This is a genomic window from Noviherbaspirillum aerium, from assembly GCF_008929045.1.
In the GTDB taxonomy this organism is placed as follows: Bacteria; Pseudomonadota; Gammaproteobacteria; order Burkholderiales; family Burkholderiaceae_D; genus Noviherbaspirillum; species Noviherbaspirillum aerium.
Genome location: NZ_VFAH01000011.1, coordinates 143,098 through 163,125, shown reverse-complemented (window position 1 = coordinate 163,125; position 20,028 = coordinate 143,098). Strand labels below are relative to the sequence as shown.

The window sequence follows — 20,028 nt, the reverse complement described above, 5'->3', positions numbered from 1 at the left end:
TTGCGTCCATATACGTTTCTTTAAGGCAATTCCGAGGCAGGTATGAATGACGCAGGCTCCATGTTGAAGCAACTCAACCGCACCTTTATCGGCAGCGTGTTATTCATCGATATCGTCGGCTATTCGACGCGGACCGTTCCCGACCAGCTGGAGATGAAGGAAATCTTCAACGCGATGCTCGCCGATGCGGTGCAAAATGTTGCGCCGAATGAGCGCATCATGGTCGATACCGGTGATGGCGCAGGCATTGCCTTCCTTGGCGATCCCGAAGATGCACTCTTTGCGGCGCTGTCCTTGCGCGATGCGATCGAGACCATGAACGTGGGTGTCGGCGAACCGGGTTTTGTACGGATGGGCATTAACCTCGGACCGCTGAAAATCGTGCGCGACATCAATGGCCATACCAATATGATCGGCGATGGCGTCAACGATGCGCAGCGGGTGATGAGTTTTTCCGAACCCGGGCAGGTAATGGTGTCGCACTCGTATTACGACATCATTTCACGGTTTTCCCGGGACTATACCCAGCTGTTCGTCTATGAAGGCACGCGCCAGGACAAGCATGTGCGCGAGCACGAGGTGTATCGATTCGGACCGGTCAAGGATAATGAAAACCTTGCGGAAAAGCTGCGCGACCGTTCCCGGGCGCGCAATACCGGCCATCAGGAATTCGTGGCCGATACCGTTGTCATGAAAACTGCGCCCGCGCCCGGGAAGCAGGCCGCTGCCAAGTCCGCATCCGAACAGCAGCCGGCGGCAGGCGGGCAATTGTCGCGCACCGGCCTGATTGCCGCCGGCGTCGGCGCCCTGACCCTGGTTGGCGCTGTGTGGTCGTGGACCAGCGCACCGAAAGAGCCGAAAGAGCTGAAGGAGTCGGACGGCATTGCAGCAATAGCGGCAGCCGCGGCAACAGCCGACGCCGCACCGGTAGCGGCGAGCACGGAGGCGGACAAGGCGCAAGGTAATCGCGCCGCGACGGCGGCAGCCGCATCGATACCGGCGTCGGCATCTTCACCGGCGCCGGCGACCTCCGCAGCCGCCGCAAGCACTCCCGAGCCGGAGAAGGCACCCCGTCCCGCCGAAGCGGCCCCGCCGCCGAAACCGGGCACGATCAATCTCGCGATCCAGCCCTGGGGCGAAATCTATGTCGACGGCGCCAAGCGCGGCATCAGCCCTCCGATCAAATCCATCAGCCTCACGCCGGGCAAGCATCGCATCGAGGTGCGCAACGGCGATTTCGCGCCGTACAAGGAAACCATCGAAGTGAAGTCCGGCGCGGAAACCACCGTACAGTTCGTGTTTTGAAAAGAAATAGGAGCAAGAAGATGTCTCGCATGAAGTTTGCCGTCGCTTTGCTGGCCGCCGCGGTGGCAGGTTGCGCCCAGCTTTCTCAACAGGCCGGCGGCAACAACGCTGTCGTACTGTCTTCGACTGAAGCGCAGTCGCGTTATCAGCAAGGCTTGAGCGACTATCGCGAAAATCGCCATGACGCGGCGCTGATTGAACTGAACGCCGCACTGGCAAGCAACCAGCTGACGGCGCAGGATACGGCCAACGCCTACAAGCACATGGCCTTCATCCATTGCATGAATGGCCGGGAGCTTCAATGCCGCGAACAATTCCAGGCGTTGCTGAAGACCGATCCTAAATTCGACCTGTCCGTAGCCGAAGCCAACCATCCGCAGTGGGGGCCGGTGTGGCGCTCCACCAAGGGCGCCATGGAAGAGCGGCTCGCATTGAGCCGCGGCACCAGCGCCAATGCCACGCCGGGGCAGCAGAAGCTGGCGGAGGGCATCAAGGAATACGACGCCGGACGCTACAGGGAATCGCTCGCCGCACTGCAGGCAGCGTTGAAGGCAGGCCTTCCGGCACGGAATGACGAACTGCGCGCGCACAAGTATTCAGCCTTCATTTATTGCATTACCCAACGCAACAGGCAATGCCAGAATGAATTCAAGCAGATCTTCGCCAAGGATCCCGAATTCGAACTGCTGCCTTCCGAAGCCGGCCATCCGACATGGGCGGGCATCTATCGCAGCGAAAAGGCAGCCGCGGCGAAGAAAGCCGCGCCAGCCCCGGCGCCTGCGAAGAAGGCTTCCAAGAAGGCTTCCTGATCTGCGCATCCCGAGCGACCCGGGCCTTGACCCGGGGCATCGCAAGCCGATCACCACCCGCACCAGCAACAATAAAAAACCGTTCCCCTTGCGGGGGAACGGCTTTTTTCTTATTGAGAGACTTCGGCTGGATCAGCGTTCCGCCACCGCATCCATCACGCACAGCGCCGTCATGTTGACGATGCGGCGTACCGTCGCCGACGGCGTCAGCACATGGACCGGCCTGGAGCAGCCGAGCAGTACCGGGCCGATCGCGATGCCGTTGCCGGCAGCGGTCTTGAGCAGGTTGTAGGCGATATTGGCCGCATCGATATTGGGCAACACCAGCAGGTTCGCATCACGCGTGAGCGGCGAATCCGGCATCATCTTTTTCAGCAGGACCGGATCGAGCGCCACGTCGCCGTGCATTTCCCCATCGACTTCAAGGTCGGGGGCGCGCTCGCGGATGATATCCCTTGCCGCGCGCATCTTCCTGGCCGATTCGCTGTTGGAGGTGCCAAAGTTGGAATGCGACAGCAGCGCCGCGCGCGGCAGCAAACCGAAGCGGCGCATCTCTTCCGCCGCAAGGATGGTGATCTCGGCGATTTGCTCTGCGGTCGGATTTTCATTCACATGCGTATCGACCAGCACGATCTGGCGGTCCGGCAGGACCAGCGCATTCATCGCCGCATAGACGTTGACGCCCTCGCGCTTGCCAAGCACCTGGTCAATGTATTGCAAGTGCATCGCCGTGGTTCCGTAAGTGCCGCAGATCATGCCGTCGGCGGCGCCCTTGTGGATCATCATGGAGCCGATCAGCGTATGGCGGCGGCGCATTTCCAGCTTGGCGTACTGCTCGGTAACACCCTTGCGGCGGGTCATCGACAGGAATTCCTGCCAGAATTCGCGGTAGCGTTCGTCGTATTCGGGATTGATGATTTCAAAGTCGACTTCAGGACGCATGCGCAGGCCGAACTTTTCGATGCGCTGTGCCAGCACCGCGGGGCGGCCGACCAGGATGGGCTTGGCCAGCTTTTCGTCGATGACCACCTGCACCGCGCGCAGGACGCGCTCTTCCTCGCCTTCGGCGAATACGATGCGCTTCTTCGCCGCCGGCGCCTTCTTGGCGATCTGGAAGATCGGCTTCATGAAGGTGCCGCTGCGATAGACGAACTGCTCCAGCTTGCCGATGTAGGCCTGCATGTCCTGGATCGGACGCAGCGCCACGCCGGAGTCTTCTGCTGCCTTCGCAACCGCCGGCGCGATCTTGATCATCAGGCGCGGATCGAAGGGCTTCGGGATCAGGTATTCCGCGCCGAACGACAAGTTGCTGATGCCGTAGGCGGTCGCCACGATATCGGACTGCTCGGCCTGGGCCAGTTCCGCGATCGCGTGCACGACGGCGATTTCCATGTCGCGCGTGATCGTGGTGGCGCCGCAGTCGAGCGCGCCGCGGAAGATGTACGGGAAGCAGAGGACGTTGTTGACCTGGTTCGGATAGTCGGAACGGCCGGTCGCGATGACCGCGTCGTTGCGCACCGCCTTGACTTCCTCGGGCAGGATTTCCGGCGTCGGGTTGGCCAGCGCCAGGATCAGGGGACGGGGCTTCATCTTGGCGACCATGTCGGCCTTGAGTACGCCGCCGGCCGACAGGCCGAGGAAAATGTCGGCATCCGGGATGACTTCAGCCAGTGTGCGCGCGCTGGTTTCCTGCGCGAAGCGCTCCTTGTCCGGGTCCATCAGTTCGACGCGGCCCTTGTAGACCACGCCGGCCAGGTCGGTGACGAAGATATTTTCAATCGGGAAGCCGAGGTCGACGATCAGGTCAAGGCAGGCCAGCGCCGCGGCGCCCGCGCCGGAAACCACCAGCTTGCAATCCTTGATGTTCTTGCCGACCACTTTCAGTCCGTTGAGGATGGCCGCGCCGACGATGATCGCGGTGCCGTGCTGGTCGTCATGGAAGACCGGAATATTCATCCGGTCGCGCAGTTTGCGCTCGATGTAGAAGCATTCCGGCGCCTTGATGTCTTCCAGGTTGACGCCGCCGAATGTCGGCTCCAGCGCGGCGATGATGTCGCACAACTTGTCCGGATCGGTCTCGTTGATCTCGATATCGAAGACATCGATGCCGGCGAATTTCTTGAACAGCACGCCCTTCCCTTCCATCACCGGCTTCGAAGCGAGCGGACCGATATTGCCGAGGCCGAGCACGGCGGTGCCGTTGGTGATGACGGCAACGAGATTGCCGCGGGCGGTATAGCGGAAGGCATTGGCGGGATCAACCACGATTTCTTCGCAAGCCGAGGCGACACCGGGGGAATAGGCCAGCGCAAGATCGCGCTGGTTGGTCAATGTTTTGGTGGGGGTAACGCTGATTTTTCCGGGGGTAGGAAACTCATGGTATTCGAGCGCCGCCTGGCGAAGCTGCTGACGGAGTTCTTCTTTTTGATCGGACGACGATTCCATGATGTGGCCTTCCTTTTTAGCTTACGAAAAGCTCACGATTTTATCAGACGACATTAACGTAAATCATACGTATTTGTCCTAGTTGGATTGACCTTTACTATCGGAATTCCGCACCTCCACATAAAAATCTATCGATTTGATATTCACAATCAATTTTTCTTATTTATCAACATTCTCTATTATCCTCTCCATACCGATTGGTTAAACAAATACATCAACTGTGGGAGCAGATCATGGCCGTGCAAAACGATTCCATCACCATCCAGAACCTTGAAGCCGCCTTCGCCGGCGAAGCCATGGCGCATATCAAGTACCGCTACTTTGCCAAGCTGGCACGCGAAGCCGGCGCCGACGATGTGGCAAAAATCTTCGAAGACACCGCCGACCAGGAAGTCATGCATGCATTCGGCCATCTCGACCTGCTGTATCCGAAAGCCAGGCTGACTCCGGCAAAGGCGCTGGAAATCGCGATCGAAGGCGAAACCTACGAGTACACCGAGATGTATCCGAAATTCCGCCATCTCGCGGTGGAAGAAGGCAATGCCGCCGCAGTCGCCGAGTTCGACGAGCAGATTGCCGAATCAAAGGAACATGCCGAGGCCTTCCGCCGCACGCTGGAAATGGCCGCCAAGCGCTTCGCCGCACTGGCCAAGGTCGAAGAGCGGCATGCCAACAACTACCGCAGGGTTCTGGCCGCCGCGACTGAGCAGCCTGCCTGATCACTACATCGTAAGCCAACCATCAACAATACAAGACAGGGAAGCATCGCCATGAAAACTTATCAATGCATCGTTTGCGGTTTCATCTACGACGAAGCGGCAGGCTTGCCGGAAGACGGCATCGCCCCCGGCACCCGGTGGGAAGACATCCCGGCCGACTGGGAATGCCCCGACTGCGGCGTCGCCAAAGCCGATTTCGAAATGGTCGCCCTCTGACCCGCCGGCTTGCCTGACAAGGAAAACATGAAACCGATCATCATCGTCGGCACCGGGCTTGCCGGTTATACCGTGGCCCGCGAATTCAGAAAGCTGGACAAGACCACCCCGCTATTCATCCTGACCGCCGACGACGGCGGCTTCTATTCGAAGCCCATGCTGTCGAACGCCGTTGCGCAGGGCAAGCAGGCGGCGCAGCTGACATCGTTTACTGCGGCGCAGATGGCCGGCCAGCTTGGCGCGACCATCATCACCGGAACACGCGTCATTGCAATCGATTCCCTGGCCAAGACCGTGGAAGCGGGCGCCGGCAAGTTCGGCTACGACAAGCTGATCCTTGCCGTCGGAGCACGCGCCGTTCGGCCGCCTCTCGAGGGCAATGCCGCCGACGATGTCATCTCGGTCAATCACATCGACGACTATGCAGCGTTCCGCAGGACTATCGGGGAGCCCGGTTCGCGCATTGCCATCATCGGCGCCGGCCTCATCGGCTGCGAATTCGCGGACGACCTGGCCGCCAGCCACAGGATCACCCTGATCGATCCCAATGCCCTGCCGCTCGCATCGCTGGCGCCGCCGGCATTGTCGCGCGGCCTGCAGGCAGCGCTGGCCCATCGCGGCGTCGATCTACGGCTCGGCACCACGGTGCGCCGCGTCGACCGCGACGCAAAAACCTATACCCTCACCTTGGCCGACGGCCGGCGCCTGCAGGCCGAGGCCGTTCTTTCCGCTGTGGGAGTGCGGCCTGACTTGAGGCTGGCGCAAGGCGCCGCCCTGCAAACCGGCCGCGGCATTCTGGTCGATGCGTATGGAATGACGAGCGCGCCGGATGTCTTTGCGCTCGGCGACTGCGCCGAATATACCGGCTCCCCGGACAGCGGTGGAGTGATGCCCTACATCGCGCCATTGATGTCGGCCGCACGGGCCATCGCCAGAACCCTGGCCGACATACCGACGGCGATGGACCTGAAACCTGCACCGGTGATCGTCAAGACGCCTTCCTACCCGATGGCTCTGCTTCCTTTGCGGGCAAACGCAGGACATGGCACATGGCAGGAATCCCGGCTTGAGGAACGCACCATCTGCCGCCACTACGATGCCGATGGCGTCATGACCGCCTTCGGCGTGGCGCCGCAGGAAGCCGGTATCCGGCAGGCCTTGCTGGCGGAGCTCGGCAGCAGGATCGGGCAGGCCGCATAGTTATGCCGGTGTAACGCCGCCGATCCGCACTCGCCGGCCGCAGGCTGCCGGCAGCCTGCGTTGCTTAATTCGGTACAATCCAGGGATGCTGTCCGAATTCGACCTCATTGCCCGCTATTTCACACGCCCGTCCCGGCGCTTCAGTCCTGTCACACTCGGCATAGGCGACGATTGCGCCCTGCTTTCGCCGCCGCATGGCAGCCAGCTCGCGATCTCCTCCGACATGCTGGTTGAAGGACGGCATTTCTTTCCCGGAGCAGATCCATTTCAGCTCGGGCATAAATGCCTGGCCGTCAATCTGTCGGACCTGGCGGCAATGGGTGCGGCGCCGGTCGCCTTCACCCTTGCACTGGCCTTGCCAGAGGCCAACGCGGAATGGCTTGAGCCATTCTCGAAGGGCTTGCTGGCGCTTGCCGACCGGCATGACTGCGAATTGATGGGCGGCGACACGACCAAGGGGCCCTTGAACATCTGCATCACCATCTTCGGCCAGGTGCCGCCGGACCAATCCCTGCGGCGCGATGCCGCGCGGCCGGGCGATGACATCTGGATTTCAGGAACGCTCGGCGACGCCCGGCTGGCCTTGGCGGGATACCGCAATGAATTGCCGCTCGATAAGGACATGCTGAACGCCGCCGCGCCGCGCATGCACGCGCCGACGCCGCGTGTCGGACTTGGCGTCGCCCTGCGCGGCATCGCGCGCGCCGCCATCGACATTTCCGACGGTCTCGTCGGCGATCTCGGCCATATTCTTCATCGCTCCGGCGTCGGCGCCAGCCTCGATGCCGACCTGCTGCCGGCCGGCGCCATGCTGTCCGCGCAGTCCGCCGAGCTGCGGCGGCGCTTTACCCTGGCCGGCGGCGATGATTATGAATTGTGCTTCACCGCGCCCGCAAACCGCCGCGACGATGTGCTGGCCGCGGGCAGCCTCAGCTCGACGCCGGTCACGCGGGTCGGAAGCATCGAAGCCGCGCCGGGACTGCGCCTGCGCGATGCGGACGGCAAACCGCTGGACCTGCAGCTCACTTCCTTTGATCACTTCGCCTCCCCATGACCACCCTTGAATCCGGGCAGAACGCCTACGTCCCCAAGCCGAACGCCCGCTTCATGCTGTCGCATCCCGCGCATCTGGTGGCCCAGGGTTTCGGCAGCGGCCTGTCGCCCATCATGCCGGGTACCGTCGGCACCCTGCTGTCCTGGCTCACCTTTAATGTGCTGACATCCCGCTGGCCGGGCGTGTTCACGCCGATGGCGTGGGGTTTCATCATCATTGCCGGCTTCGTGGCCGGCATCTGGGCATGCCGCAAGACCTCGGTCGATCTCGGCATCGAAGACCATGGCAGCCTGGTGTGGGATGAGATCATTGCCTTCTGGCTGGTGCTGGTGTTTGTCATGCCGGCCGACTTCAAGACACAGCTGTGGGCATTCTTCTGGTTCCGGGCGATCGACATGATCAAGCCGTTACCCATCCGCCAGGTGGAGAAGCGTCTCAAGGGTGGTTTTGGCGTGATGGCCGACGATATTCTCGCGGCCTTCTACACCCTTCTGCTGTTTGCGATCTGGGAAAACCTGTAAGAAGCAGCATGCGCTCCGCCGACACCAGTGCCAACGCCAACGCCACTTTCGGTTTAGGCCGCGCAAAAAAAATCGCGGCCCGAAGGCCGCGAAAGCTCGAATCTGCACACCGCTGCTCAAACACACGCTGCCTTGATCGCTCAATCAACGCAACGCCTGTTCACTGCTATTCTGCGTTAACTGCCCGATCGGACTGTTGAGAAAAATCACATCAAGTTAGGTAAGCGCACATGGAGCAAGGACAAGCTCGGAAAGCTCGGCAAGTCCAGGCCGGCGACGGATGGCAATTCTGGATCGACCGGGGCGGCACCTTCACCGATATCGTGGCGCGCCGTCCCGACGGCGCATTGCTCACCCATAAGCTGTTGTCGGAAAACCCGGATCATTACCAGGACGCCGCGATCGCCGACATCCGCGCATTGCTGGAGTTGGAGCCGGACGCGGAAATTTCCCCGCACTGCGTTGCCGCGGTCAAGATGGGCACCACCGTCGCCACCAATGCGCTGCGTATCGCCTACCAGAACCGCCCCAGGCTGTTCGACCGGCATATCGTGCTGCCTGAACTGCTGTATGCAAGCGCAACCGAGGTAGACGAGCGCGTCGGCGCCCATGGCGAAGTCCTTGTCCCCCTAGACGAGCCGCAGGTGAGGAGCGAGCTGCAAGCCCGGCATGCGCGCGGCCTGCGTTCGCTTGCCGTGGTGCTGATGCATGCCTACCGTTATCCGGCGCATGAAAAGGCGATAGGCCGCATTGCGCGCGACATCGGTTTCGCGCAGGTTTCGCTGTCGCTTGAAGTCAGACCCGATGATGAAACTGGTGTCCGGCACGGGCGGCGCAGCACGTGCGATTCTTCTCCAACAGCGAATGGCATGACAGCGGCCTCTATCGCCGCGAAGACCTGTGGCCCGGCGATGTGTTCGTGATCGAGACGCCGGGAGGCGGCGGTTTCGGCGCGCCGCCGGAGTCCGGGAAGCCGTAGCGGCGCAAGCCTGCTTTCCAGCGGAGTGGTAAAGTAAATTGGCGCATTTTCCACCAGGCTGTGTTTGATATGCGTCGCGAGCGGTTCGGAGTTGCGTTGCGTTCAGGAGTGGGAGCGTGCGCGTACGAATGTACGCCGAGCACCGCAGGCGCGGATTCGGACCCGGACCACACAGCAGCTTATCAAACACAGCCTAGTTAAAACTCGGCAAAAAGGGATAGTACATGAGCGACATCATCGATCTGGCGGCGCGCGTGGGCGACGTGCTGCAGCGGAAGGGCCTGATGCTGGCCACGGCGGAATCCTGTACCGGCGGCGGCGTTGCCCAGGCCGTCACCGAGATAGCCGGTTCATCGGCATGGTTCGAGCGTGGCTTCGTCACTTATTCCAATGCATCGAAAACCGAATTGCTGAAGGTGCCGGCGTCGCGCATCGACCAGTTCGGTGCCGTCAGCGAGGAAGTCGCTGCTGCCATGGCCGAAGGCGCGCTATCCGGCAGCGTTGCCCACGTCGCTCTCTCGACGACCGGCATCGCCGGCCCCGGCGGCGCGGTGCCCGGCAAGCCGGTTGGCACGATCTGCTTTGGCTGGGCGCGCAAGGGCCATACCTTCACCGAGCGCCTGGTCTTCCCAGGCGACAGGCGGGCGGTGCGGGAACAAACCATCGTACATGCGCTGCAAGGCTTGCTGCGCTTTCTGGATCTGGAGGACGCATGATGCTGGACCAATTCCCAAGCGAGCGACGCGACGTCAACGGCGTCAGCATCCATTTCCGCCACGGCGGCAGCGGTCCGCCGCTGCTGCTCTTGCACGGCTTTCCGCAGACGCATGTCATCTGGCACCGCGTGGCCGATGCGCTCGCCGAACGCTTCACGCTCGTGATGCCGGACCTGCGGGGTTACGGCGATTCTTCCAAGCCGCCGGGCGACAAGGACCACGCCAATTATTCGAAACGGACCATGGCCCGGGACATGGTGGAACTGATGACGGCGCTCGGACATGATCGCTTCGATCTGTGCGGACATGACCGCGGCGGAAGGGTGGCCCATCGGCTCGCGCTGGACCATCCGGATGCGGTGAAGAAGCTGATGGTGATCGACATTTCGCCGACCCGCACCATGTATGAAGCGACCGACATGCGCTTCGCGACCCTGTACTACCACTGGTTCATGCTGATCCAGCCTTACCCCTTGCCGGAAACGCTGATCGGCAGCAACGCCTCGTTCTTCCTCAATTACACGCTGGGCGGCTGGGGTTCCGGCGGCGCAAGCTTCATCGATGCGGCGGCGAAGGCGGAGTATGAACGCTGCTTCTGCACGCCCGAGGCCATCCATGCCTCCTGCGAAGACTACCGGGCGGCGGCCACCATCGATCTCGAACACGACCGCGACCACGATGCAGGAAAGCTGGCCTGTCCAACCCATGTGGTGTGGGGCGAGCACGGCGTGGTCGGCAAGCTGTTCAAGCCGATGGAAGACTGGCAGGCGAAATGCGCGCTGCCCGTCACCGGCAAGGCCTTGCCGGCTGGCCACTTCATTCCGGACCAGGTGCCGGACCTGCTGCTGCAGGAAATGAAGTCGTTTTTCGCAGGCGCCTGAATCCGGTTCAACGGCGCCCGACGGCCGGAAATCTACCGGTACCGGTTGATCGCATCCCGGGTTTCAAGCGCAACCCGCCGCGCGGCGCCGGCAAAATCCTCGCCGCCTTGCGGCTTCGCATACAGGATGGCGCGCGAGGAATTGATCATCATGCCGCTGCCGGCGGCGGTGCGGCCGGCCTTGACGGTGGCCTGGATGTCTCCGCCCTGTGCGCCGATGCCCGGCACCAGCAGCGGCATGTCGCCAACGATATTGCGCACCTGGGCCAGCTCTTCCGGGAAAGTGGCCCCGACCACCAGGCCGCACTGTCCGCTGGTATTCCATTTTTCCGCCACCAGGCGCGCCACATGCTGGTAGACGGGCATGCCGTCGGCATTCAGGAACTGCAGGTCGGAGCCGCCGGGATTGGAGGTGCGGCACAGGATGATCACGCCGCGGTCCTTCCATTCCAGGTAGGGCGCCACGGAATCGAAACCCATGTAGGGATTGACGGTGACCGCATCCGCGCCGTAGCGCTCGAAGGCTTCCCTTGCATACTGCTCGGCGGTGGCGCCGATGTCGCCGCGCTTGGCGTCGAGCACGACCGGTATATGCGGGTAGGTCTCGCGGATGTACCGGCAGAGCGCTTCCAGCTGGTCTTCGGCGCGCAGCGCGGCGAAATAGGCAATCTGCGGCTTGAAGGAACAGGCCAGATCGGCGGTCGCATCGACGATCGCCTTGCAGAAGGCATAGATGGCGTCGGGCTGCGGGCGGACGGCATCGGGAAGCTTGCCGGTGTCGGGATCGAGGCCTACGCACAGCAGGGAATTGTTCGCCGTCCATGCGGCGGAGAGTTTTTCAAGGAAAGTCACGGCGATGAAGGATGAATTCAGACAAAACGCATTGTAACTTGCCATGCTATCGTTTCGGCATGACATCGCTTTCGCGCAAGGACTGGATCCTTCTCATTCTGCTGACCCTGTGCTGGGGCATCAACTGGCCGATCATGAAGATCGGCGTGCGCGATTTCCCTCCCTTGAGCTTCCGCGTGCTGAGCATGATCGGGGCATTGCCCATCATCTGGCTGGCCGCCCGCGCCCAGGGAGTGTCGCTGGCGATCCCGCGCGGCCGCGCCGGCGAGATTGTCCGGCTTGCGGTGCCCAACATGCTGATCTGGCATGTGTTCATGATTCTTGGCGTCAAGATGCTGGCTTCCGGCCGCGCCGCGATCCTCGGCTACACGATGCCGGTGTGGGCGGTCCTGTGCGGACTGCTGTTCTTTGGCGAGCATCCGGACCGCCGGGCCTGGATCGGCATCGCCTGCGCATTGACCGGCGCCCTGCTCCTGCTCTCCAGTGAATTTGCCGCTCTCTCGGGCAATCCGCTGGGCAGCGTCTTTGCCCTGATTGCCGCCGCGGGATGGGGCTACGGCACGGTGACGATGAAGCGCTCGCGCATCGACATGCCGACCATCGCACTCACCTTCTGGATGCTGGCGCTGACCACCTCGGCGATGTTGCTAGCCTGCACGGTGCTGGAGAGCAACGCCTGGCATGTACCGGGACCGGCATCCTGGGCAGCGATCGCCTATAACGCCGCGATCATTTTCGGCTTTGCCCATGTGGTCTGGTTCGGGCTGGCGCGCAAGCTGCCGCCGGTGGCATCCAGCCTGTCCGTCATGATGATTCCGGTGCTCGGTGTGTTTTCAGGCGCATGGTGGCTGGATGAGCAGCCGCACTGGCAGGACTATGCGGCCATGGGCTTGATTCTTGCAGCAATGAGCACCGTACTGTTGAAACCACGCCCGGCCGCCCATAATTAAATGGCAACCCGGGTTTGGACGCTTCCCCACACGAACAAGATAAGGAAAAACGATGAAGACTTGGATGAGATTGGCTGTCACGATCTGGCTGGCGTCGCTCCTGAGCGCCTGCGGCTACAACCAGTTCCAGGACAAGGACGAACAGGTCAAGGCCGCCTGGGGCGAGGTGGTCAACCAGTATCAGCGGCGCGCTGACCTGATTCCCAATCTGGTCAACACCGTCAAGGGCTATGCATCCCATGAGCGCGAAACCCTGGAAGCCGTGACCCGCGCCCGCGCGGCGGCGACCAGCTTCCAGATCACGCCCGAGGTGCTGAACAATCCGGAAGCCTTCAGCAAGTTCCAGCAGGTCCAGGGCGAACTCTCCTCTGCCCTGTCGCGCCTCATGGCCGTCTCCGAGAATTATCCGCAGCTCAAGGCCGACACCAGTTTCCGCGACCTGCAGTCGCAGCTGGAAGGCACCGAGAACCGGATCACCGTCGCCCGCCAGCGCTACATACAGGCAGTCCGCGATTACAACGTATTGGCCCGCAGCTTCCCGACCAATCTGACGGCCATGGTCTTCAACTATGAAGTGAAGCCCTCGTTCACGGTTGAAAACGAGAAGGCGATCTCGAACGCGCCGACAGTCAACTTCGGCAAGTAAGCCCCGCCATGACTCTCCTCCGATCGCTTGCCGGCATGCTGCTGATGTTCGCACTGCTGCAGCTCCAGATTCCCGTGCGGGCGCAGGAATTCGTTCCCGTGCCGCCGCTGCAGACCCGGGTCACCGACCAGGCCGGCATGCTGACCGCCGCCCAGCGGGCGACGCTAGAAAACGTGCTGAAGGATTACGAGAGCCGCACCGGCAGCCAGATCGCTGTCCTGCTCGTCAACAAGACCGAGCCGGAAGCGATCGAGCAGTACGGCATCCGCGTATTCGATGCATGGCAGCTCGGCCGCAAGGGGGTCGACGACGGCGTGCTGCTGCTGGTGGCGAAGGACAATCCGCCGGCGCTGCGCCGCCTGCGCATCGAAGCCGGCCGCGGCGTCCAGGGTTCGCTGACCGATGCCCAGTCCAAGCGCATTCTCCAGGATGTGATTGCGCCGCATTTCCGGCAAAACGATTTCTACGGCGGACTGGCCGCAGGCATATCGGCCATTACCAGCCTGCTCGACAAGGAAAGCTTTCCGGGTCCGGCCAGCAGAGACGACATCGAAGAACAGGCCAGCGACGGCATTTCGCTGGGCATGTTCATCTTTTTCGTCGTCCTTTTCCTGCTCCTTTCCCGCATGTCGTCGTCACGTCGTCATGTGCGCTACCGGGATGGATGGGGACGCTCTTCGCCGGGCATCATTCTTGGCGGCGGTTTGGGGGGCTTTGGCGGAGGCTACGGCGGTGGAAGCGGGGGCGGCTTCGGCGGCGGATTCGGAGGCTCCGGCGGGTTTTCCGGCGGGGGCGGCACGGCAGATGGCGGCGGCGCCTCGGGGAACTGGTAAATGAGTACTTTCTCTCGCATTTTTCGTCATTTGTGCACGACTTCGGCAGCCGGCCGGCGGTCATTCCCGCCGGACGCCCTGCAGGCGATCGAGGAAGCCATCGCCGAAGGCGAAAAACGGCACCGCGCCGAAGTGCGCGTCGTGATCGAACCGGCGCTGGACTTGCAGGCAGTGCTCAATGGCGTCGCACCCCGCGAACGCGCACGCGAACTGTTTGCGCGCTACGGCGTCTGGGATACGGAAGAAAACTGCGGTGTCCTCGTCTACATCAATCTTGCCGATCACCAGGTCGAGATCGTGGCCGACCGCGGTGTGGGAAGACTGGTGTCGGCGGAAGACTGGAATGCGGTCTGCAAGACAATCACCCAGGGCTTCGCACGCGGCGAATATCATCGCAGCGTCATTGCCGCCATCGACGAATTGAACCACATGCTGTGCCGGTTGTATCCGGATGACGGGTCCACCCGCAACCAGCTGCCGGATCGTCCGGTCATGCTTTGATGCGGAATCGGCCGGCGCGGCGGAATGACTGGATGACCGAATAACCGCAGGGAGCGGATAGTCCAAATTCAACTGCCCGGGAAGCGGCTTCCCTTGCCCGCGAGCGAAGCGGGGTCGGGGGCAAGCGTGGCGACACCTGCCTTGTTTTCCCGTCAAGAGTGATCGCCAGATCTCCGGTCCACCATTCCGGTCGGACCGGCAATGCGTCAGCCATTCTCGTACACCCATTGCAGCAGCGCGTCCTGCGCCTCGTAGGCACGATCGGCATTGAGATGATTGACAAGGCAGACCACCACATAGCGCCTGCCCGAAGCGGCAAGCACATACCCCGCCACATTGCGCACTTCATTGAGCGTGCCCGTCTTGATATGCGCCTTGCCTGCCACCGTTTGATTGACGAGACGCGAGCGCATGGTGCCGTCGTAGGCCACCAGCGGCAGCGAAGCCATGAACTCCGGCATGGTCGGCGCCGCATAGGCAGCAGCCAGCATCCGTCCCAGACTGGCGGCGGACAGGCGCTCCGTGCGCGACAGGCCCGAACCGTTATCGATGCTCATCTCCGGAGCATCGATGCCCTTGCCCGACAGCCAGGTGCGCACTACCGCTGCTCCATGAACCGTATTGGCCGGCAGCTTGGTGACCGCTCCCGCCAGCGTCAGCAGCAGTTGCCGCGCCATCACGTTGTTGCTGTATTTGTTGATGTCGCGGATGATCTCCGCCAGCGGCGCGGATTCCCATTCCGAGACGGGAGCGGCATTCGCAGGCACCACGCCGTCGCGTACATCCCCCGTGAAAGACCCGCCTGTCTCGGCCCACAGGCGGCGGAATACCAGGCCGAAATATTGCGTATGCGTCATCTGGTAGGGATGCACATACCATGTCCTCTCGCCGCAAGCCACAGGATAACCGCCGCCAAAGCGCGCACCTGCCGCATCGATGACCGGCTGCAGACGAGCACGCCAGTCGGTGCATTCTCCGCCGCTCAGCCGTGGCGGCGTGATGGGGAAGGAAGCCATCGGCGGATCGCTCGCCACCTGCACCGCATGACCCGCCGTATCAGGCGTGAATCGGAATCCCAGCGCCTTGTAGTTGAGCAGCAGTGCGTCGGGTCCGACATTGTAGGTCTTGGAAGGATCGCCATCGAACTGTGCCGGATCGTGGGGCATGTGTTCAAATGCGCTGCGGTCCAGGATCAGATTGCCGCGGATTTCCCGTATGCCCTTCGCACGGATGCGCCGCAGGAACAGCCAGAAATTTTCCAGGATGAGCTTCGGATCCCCGCCGCCCTTGATATACAGGTCGCCATGCAGCACGGCGCCGCGCATCCTGCCGAGGGCATATGCCCTTGTCTTCCAGGTAAATGTCGGACCGAGTATTTCCAGCGCCGCATTGCTGGTCACAAGCTTCATGGTGGAAGCGGGATTGAATGGCTGCATCGCATTTGCCGACAACATGGGCGGATGGTTGCCAACTTCCTGCACATAGATTCCTGCCGCTTCGACCGGAATCCCGGCACGCTGGAGCGCATCGCCGACGGTGAGCGGAAGTTGTTGCGCGCAGGCAGTCGCAGCAAAGCTAAATAACAGCCATGCGGCTTGGAGACTTCGTTGAATTCGCATAGGATGACAAGGAATAGATCATACGCAATCGATTATCCCACGCCGTCCTTCTCAAATCATGTCCAAATCCGCCAACTCGCCGCGTCATTCGCCTCCCGATCCACTGGCGCTGGATAACCAGTTCTGCTTTGCCCTTTACTCCACGTCATTAGCAATGACCAAGACCTACAAGCCGTTTCTCGACAAGCTGGGTCTGACCTATCCTCAATACCTGGTGATGCTGGTTCTCTGGCAACAGGATGATGTCCTGGTGAAAAGCATCGGTGAAAAACTGTTTCTCGATTCCGGCACGCTCACGCCGTTGTTGAAACGTCTAGAGGCATCGGCACTGATCCAGCGCACACGCGACGAAGCCGATGAGCGGCAGGTGCGCATTACCCTTACCAGGGAAGGACGGGCGCTGAAAAAGAAAGCCCAGTCGGTTCCGCACCAGATCCTGTGCGCCAGCGGGCAAACGCTGGATACGCTTGAGGCGCTGCGAAGCCAGCTGTCATCCATCCGCGAGGAACTTGCCAAACCCGACGACGATCAGTAACGAACCTCATGGCAACCCCGGCAGGCATTCATGCTTGAGGACCGCCGCGCCACTGCCTGGAACAGCGCAAAAGACATGTTCCAGCACTCATTCGGCAAATGACAAATGACAAATGAGAAATGAGAAATGAGAAATGAGAAATGAGAAATAATCAGAATCTATCAATTAGATTGCACGCAATTTAATTGGATGCTATATTTATCTCACTAACACCTGAGAACCGAAACCACTTTTCGCTTTTTCCATTTCTTACCGAGGAGAATTTCATGCAGATCCTGTACACCGCACAAGCCACAGCCACCGGCGGCCGCGACGGCCGCGCCGTCACCAATGACAACAAACTCGAAGCCAAGCTGAGCACGCCCAAGGAACTGGGCGGTGCGGGCGGAGACGGCACCAATCCGGAACAACTGTTTGCTGCGGGCTATTCCGCCTGCTTCCTGTCGGCGCTCAAGTTCGTTTCCATGGCGACCAAGACCACATTGCCTGCCGATGCCTCCGTCACCGCCGATGTCGGCATTGGCCCGAACGATCGCGGCGGTTTCGGACTGGATGTCTCCCTGCGCGTTTCCCTGCCCGGCATGGAACAGTCCGCTGCCGAAGCCCTGATCAACAAGGCGCATGAAGTCTGCCCGTATTCCAACGCGACCCGCGGCAATGTCGATGTCAAGGTCGGGCTGGCCTGATCGCCTATCTGAAATCTGAAGTTTTGCTTGCCCCATGCCCCTGTTGAAATCGACAGGGGCTTTTTGTTTCAGCCCTCCGCCACAACATTCTTCACATCTCTATATAGCTGCTTTCAGTGGCGATGGCCTCCTTGCTCGGCAGGCTATAGATCCATATCAAAGGAAGCCGGTTCTTTGCGGCGGCAGATCGGCGTGCGTCTAGAATGTCAGCCCAATCGGTTCGGCAAGCCGCGGACCGGATAAGCGCGGTCTCCAGGCTTTGTGGCAAATCCCAAAAAATCAGACTAGAAGCCTGGAAAATCCATCCCTTTTCCAAGATATCGGGCGTTGCTCCACCCTGCCAATCATGCAATGAGCAAACAAGCACTCTTGAAAAATCAAAATGTCGCCCATATACTTAGCACTCGTTAGGGGAGAGTGCTAACAACTCCCCCTGGCCATCGAATTTTTCCATGTGGCGGCGCTGCACGGTCAAATATGATTTGCAGCATTTCTGCCGCAAAAAACTATAACTTATTGATTTTTAAGGAGTTTGTATGAACCTTCGTCCATTGCACGATCGCGTCATCGTCAAGCGCCTCGACCAGGAAACAAAAACTGCGTCCGGCATCGTTCTCCCGGATGCAGCCGCAGAGAAGCCGGATCAGGGCAAGATCCTGGCAGTCGGCAACGGCAAGATCCTCGAAGATGGCAAAGTTCGCGCGCTGGAAGTGAAAGTCGGCGACATCGTGCTGTTCGGCAAGTACTCCGGCCAGACCGTCAAGGTCGAAGGCGAGGAACTGCTGGTCATGCGCGAAGAAGACATCATGGCAGTTGTTCAGAAGTAATTGCCGAGTCTTTTCAAGTACCTACAAACGAATAAATTAAGGAGTATCGAACATGGCAGCTAAAGACGTAGTTTTCGGCGATGCCGCCCGTGCCAAGATGGTCGAAGGCGTCAACATTCTCGCCAACGCCGTTAAAGTTACCCTCGGCCCGAAAGGCCGCAATGTTGTTCTGGAGCGCTCCTTCGGCGCCCCGACCGTCACCAAGGACGGCGTCTCGGTCGCGAAAGAGATCGAACTCAAAGACAAGCTCATGAACATGGGCGCACAGATGGTCAAGGAAGTCGCTTCCAAGACATCCGACAACGCTGGTGACGGTACTACAACCGCAACCGTTCTGGCCCAGGCCATCGTCCGCGAAGGCATGAAGTATGTCGCCGCCGGCATGAACCCGATGGACCTGAAGCGCGGCATCGACAAGGCAGTGGCTGCCACCGTCGAGCAGCTCAAGACTGTCGCTCGTCCCTGCACCACTTCCAAGGAAATCGCCCAGGTCGGCGCCATCTCCGCCAACTCCGACGCTTCCATCGGCGACCGCATCGCTGAAGCAATGGAAAAAGTCGGCAAGGAAGGCGTGATCACCGTTGAAGACGGCAAATCCCTGAACGACGAACTCGACATCGTCGAAGGCATGCAGTTCGACCGTGGCTACCTGTCCCCGTACTTCATCAACAATCCGGAAAAGCAAGTTGCCGTTCTGGAGAACCCTTTCGTCCTGCTGTTCGACAAGAAGATTTCGAACATCCGCGACCTGCTGCCGGTTCTGGAACAAGTGGCAAAGGCTGGCCGTCCGCTGCTGATCATCGCTGAAGACATCGAAGGCGAAGCACTGGCAACCCTGGTGGTCAACAACATCCGCGGCATCCTGAAGACTTGCGCAGTCAAGGCTCCTGGCTTCGGCGACCGCCGCAAGGCCATGCTGGAAGACATCGCCATCCTGACAGGCGGTCAGGTCATCGCTGAAGAAGTTGGCCTGACCCTGGAAAAGGCGACCCTGAACGATCTCGGCCAGGCAAAGCGTGTCGAAATCGGCAAGGAAAACACCACTCTCATCGACGGCGCCGGCCAGGCAGCTTCGATCGAAGCACGCGTCAAGCAGATCCGCGTCCAGATCGAAGAAGCGACTTCGGACTACGACCGCGAGAAGCTCCAGGAGCGCGTTGCCAAGCTGGCAGGCGGCGTTGCAGTGATCAAGGTTGGTGCTGCAACCGAAGTCGAGATGAAAGAGAAGAAGGCACGTGTCGAAGACGCGCTGCACGCAACCCGTGCCGCCGTTGAAGAAGGCATCGTTCCCGGCGGCGGCGTTGCCCTGCTGCGCGCTCGCGCCAACATCAAGGACCTGAAAGGCGACAACGCTGACCAGGATGCAGGTATCAAGATCGTTCTGCGCGCCATGGAAGAGCCGCTGCGCATGATCGTGACCAATGCCGGCGAAGAAGCATCCGTCGTCGTCAACAAGGTCATGGAAGGCCAGGGCAACTTCGGCTACAACGCAGCCAACGGCACCTACGGCGACATGGTTGAAATGGGCGTGCTGGATCCGGCCAAGGTGACTCGCTCTGCGCTGCAGAACGCGGCATCGATCGCCAGCCTGATGCTGACCACCGATTGCACAGTTTCCGAGCTGGTCGAAGACAAGCCGGCTGCTGGTGGCGGCATGGGCGGTATGGGTGGCATGGGCGGTATGGGCGGCATGGACGGCATGATGTAATTGCCGGTCCGAAGCGCTCTATAGCTT

20 protein-coding genes and 1 pseudogene are annotated in these 20,028 nt (G+C 61.0%); 18 read left to right on the top strand and 3 right to left on the bottom strand.

The window, feature by feature from the left end; genetic code table 11:
* Positions 1 to 60: 60 nt before the first annotated feature.
* A complete protein-coding gene (locus FH061_RS17100) occupies positions 61 to 1,305 on the top strand; it encodes an adenylate/guanylate cyclase domain-containing protein (RefSeq protein ID WP_192805109.1) in 1,245 nt (414 codons plus the stop codon).
* A 20-nt stretch (positions 1,306 to 1,325) separates the two neighbouring features.
* Positions 1,326 to 2,114, top strand: coding sequence for a TssQ family T6SS-associated lipoprotein (locus FH061_RS17095; RefSeq protein ID WP_151637040.1), 789 nt, complete (start codon positions 1,326 to 1,328; stop codon positions 2,112 to 2,114).
* A gap of 132 nt (positions 2,115 to 2,246) precedes the next feature.
* Here the strand turns inward: FH061_RS17095 and FH061_RS17090 are convergent, their stop codons facing one another.
* Positions 2,247 to 4,559 carry an NADP-dependent malic enzyme gene (locus FH061_RS17090; RefSeq protein ID WP_151637039.1) on the bottom strand — a complete coding sequence of 771 codons (2,313 nt, stop codon included), beginning with the start codon at positions 4,557 to 4,559 and terminating at the stop codon, positions 2,247 to 2,249.
* Between the two features lie 233 nt (positions 4,560 to 4,792).
* On the opposite strand from FH061_RS17090, the gene FH061_RS17085 reads away from it, so the two are divergent.
* The 8 genes and pseudogenes from FH061_RS17085 to FH061_RS17050 all read left to right on the top strand — a co-directional run bounded on the left by FH061_RS17085 (position 4,793) and on the right by FH061_RS17050 (position 10,845).
* Positions 4,793 to 5,278: a rubrerythrin family protein gene (locus FH061_RS17085; RefSeq protein WP_151637038.1), complete on the top strand. Its 486-nt coding sequence runs from the start codon at positions 4,793 to 4,795 to the stop codon at positions 5,276 to 5,278.
* Positions 5,279 to 5,329: 51 nt separating this feature from the next.
* Positions 5,330 to 5,494 carry a rubredoxin gene (locus FH061_RS17080; protein ID WP_151637037.1) on the top strand — a complete coding sequence of 55 codons (165 nt, stop codon included), beginning with the start codon at positions 5,330 to 5,332 and terminating at the stop codon, positions 5,492 to 5,494.
* A gap of 27 nt (positions 5,495 to 5,521) precedes the next feature.
* Positions 5,522 to 6,694 carry an NAD(P)/FAD-dependent oxidoreductase gene (locus tag FH061_RS17075; RefSeq protein WP_151637036.1) on the top strand — a complete coding sequence of 391 codons (1,173 nt, stop codon included), beginning with the start codon at positions 5,522 to 5,524 and terminating at the stop codon, positions 6,692 to 6,694.
* 85 nt (positions 6,695 to 6,779) lie between these two features.
* Complete coding sequence (thiL, locus tag FH061_RS17070) at positions 6,780 to 7,748, top strand: thiamine-phosphate kinase (RefSeq protein WP_151637035.1); 969 nt, start codon at positions 6,780 to 6,782, stop codon at positions 7,746 to 7,748.
* Complete coding sequence (locus FH061_RS17065; protein ID WP_151637034.1) at positions 7,745 to 8,269, top strand: phosphatidylglycerophosphatase A family protein; 525 nt, start codon at positions 7,745 to 7,747, stop codon at positions 8,267 to 8,269. Before thiL ends, FH061_RS17065 begins: the two co-directional genes overlap by 4 nt.
* 230 nt (positions 8,270 to 8,499) lie before the next feature.
* Positions 8,500 to 9,072: pseudogene (locus FH061_RS17060) on the top strand (hydantoinase/oxoprolinase N-terminal domain-containing protein); the annotation flags it as partial.
* Positions 9,073 to 9,472: 400 nt separating this feature from the next.
* Entirely contained in the window at positions 9,473 to 9,964 is a 492-nt protein-coding gene (locus FH061_RS17055) for a CinA family protein (RefSeq protein ID WP_151637032.1), read from the top strand.
* Entirely contained in the window at positions 9,961 to 10,845 is an 885-nt protein-coding gene (locus FH061_RS17050) for an alpha/beta fold hydrolase (protein ID WP_225984709.1), read from the top strand. The genes FH061_RS17055 and FH061_RS17050 overlap by 4 nt, the downstream gene beginning before the upstream one ends.
* 32 nt (positions 10,846 to 10,877) lie before the next feature.
* Here FH061_RS17050 and pyrF read toward each other — a convergent pair whose 3' ends face one another.
* Positions 10,878 to 11,696: an orotidine-5'-phosphate decarboxylase gene (pyrF, locus tag FH061_RS17045; RefSeq protein WP_151637083.1), complete on the bottom strand. Its 819-nt coding sequence runs from the start codon at positions 11,694 to 11,696 to the stop codon at positions 10,878 to 10,880.
* Between the two features lie 59 nt (positions 11,697 to 11,755).
* Here pyrF and FH061_RS17040 point away from each other — a divergent pair, with 59 nt between their 5' ends.
* The 4 genes from FH061_RS17040 to FH061_RS17025 are packed head-to-tail and all read left to right on the top strand — an operon-like array spanning position 11,756 to position 14,626.
* Positions 11,756 to 12,646, top strand: a complete 891-nt coding sequence (locus FH061_RS17040) for a DMT family transporter (RefSeq protein ID WP_151637031.1) — start codon at positions 11,756 to 11,758, stop codon at positions 12,644 to 12,646.
* A gap of 52 nt (positions 12,647 to 12,698) precedes the next feature.
* A complete protein-coding gene (locus FH061_RS17035) occupies positions 12,699 to 13,292 on the top strand; it encodes a LemA family protein (protein ID WP_151637030.1) in 594 nt (197 codons plus the stop codon).
* Between the two features lie 8 nt (positions 13,293 to 13,300).
* Positions 13,301 to 14,125, top strand: coding sequence for a TPM domain-containing protein (locus FH061_RS17030; RefSeq protein WP_151637029.1), 825 nt, complete (start codon positions 13,301 to 13,303; stop codon positions 14,123 to 14,125).
* Positions 14,126 to 14,626: a TPM domain-containing protein gene (locus FH061_RS17025; protein WP_151637028.1), complete on the top strand. Its 501-nt coding sequence runs from the start codon at positions 14,126 to 14,128 to the stop codon at positions 14,624 to 14,626.
* 206 nt (positions 14,627 to 14,832) lie between these two features.
* Here FH061_RS17025 and dacB read toward each other — a convergent pair whose 3' ends face one another.
* Positions 14,833 to 16,245, bottom strand: a complete 1,413-nt coding sequence (gene dacB / locus FH061_RS17020) for a D-alanyl-D-alanine carboxypeptidase/D-alanyl-D-alanine endopeptidase (protein ID WP_151637027.1) — start codon at positions 16,243 to 16,245, stop codon at positions 14,833 to 14,835.
* 58 nt (positions 16,246 to 16,303) lie between these two features.
* Between dacB and FH061_RS17015 the strand changes: the two genes are divergently transcribed.
* The 4 genes from FH061_RS17015 to groL all read left to right on the top strand — a co-directional run bounded on the left by FH061_RS17015 (position 16,304) and on the right by groL (position 20,001).
* The gene (locus FH061_RS17015) at positions 16,304 to 16,780 is read left to right on the top strand and encodes a MarR family winged helix-turn-helix transcriptional regulator (protein WP_151637026.1); all 477 of its coding nucleotides are present in this window, start codon (positions 16,304 to 16,306) and stop codon (positions 16,778 to 16,780) included.
* A 266-nt stretch (positions 16,781 to 17,046) separates the two neighbouring features.
* Positions 17,047 to 17,466, top strand: coding sequence for an organic hydroperoxide resistance protein (locus tag FH061_RS17010; RefSeq protein WP_151637025.1), 420 nt, complete (start codon positions 17,047 to 17,049; stop codon positions 17,464 to 17,466).
* A 536-nt stretch (positions 17,467 to 18,002) separates the two neighbouring features.
* Positions 18,003 to 18,293 (top strand): co-chaperone GroES, encoded by a 291-nt coding sequence (gene groES, locus FH061_RS17005; protein WP_151637024.1) that lies wholly within the window; start codon positions 18,003 to 18,005, stop codon positions 18,291 to 18,293.
* Between the two features lie 52 nt (positions 18,294 to 18,345).
* Positions 18,346 to 20,001 carry a chaperonin GroEL gene (gene groL, locus FH061_RS17000; protein WP_151637023.1) on the top strand — a complete coding sequence of 552 codons (1,656 nt, stop codon included), beginning with the start codon at positions 18,346 to 18,348 and terminating at the stop codon, positions 19,999 to 20,001.
* Positions 20,002 to 20,028: the final 27 nt, after the last annotated feature.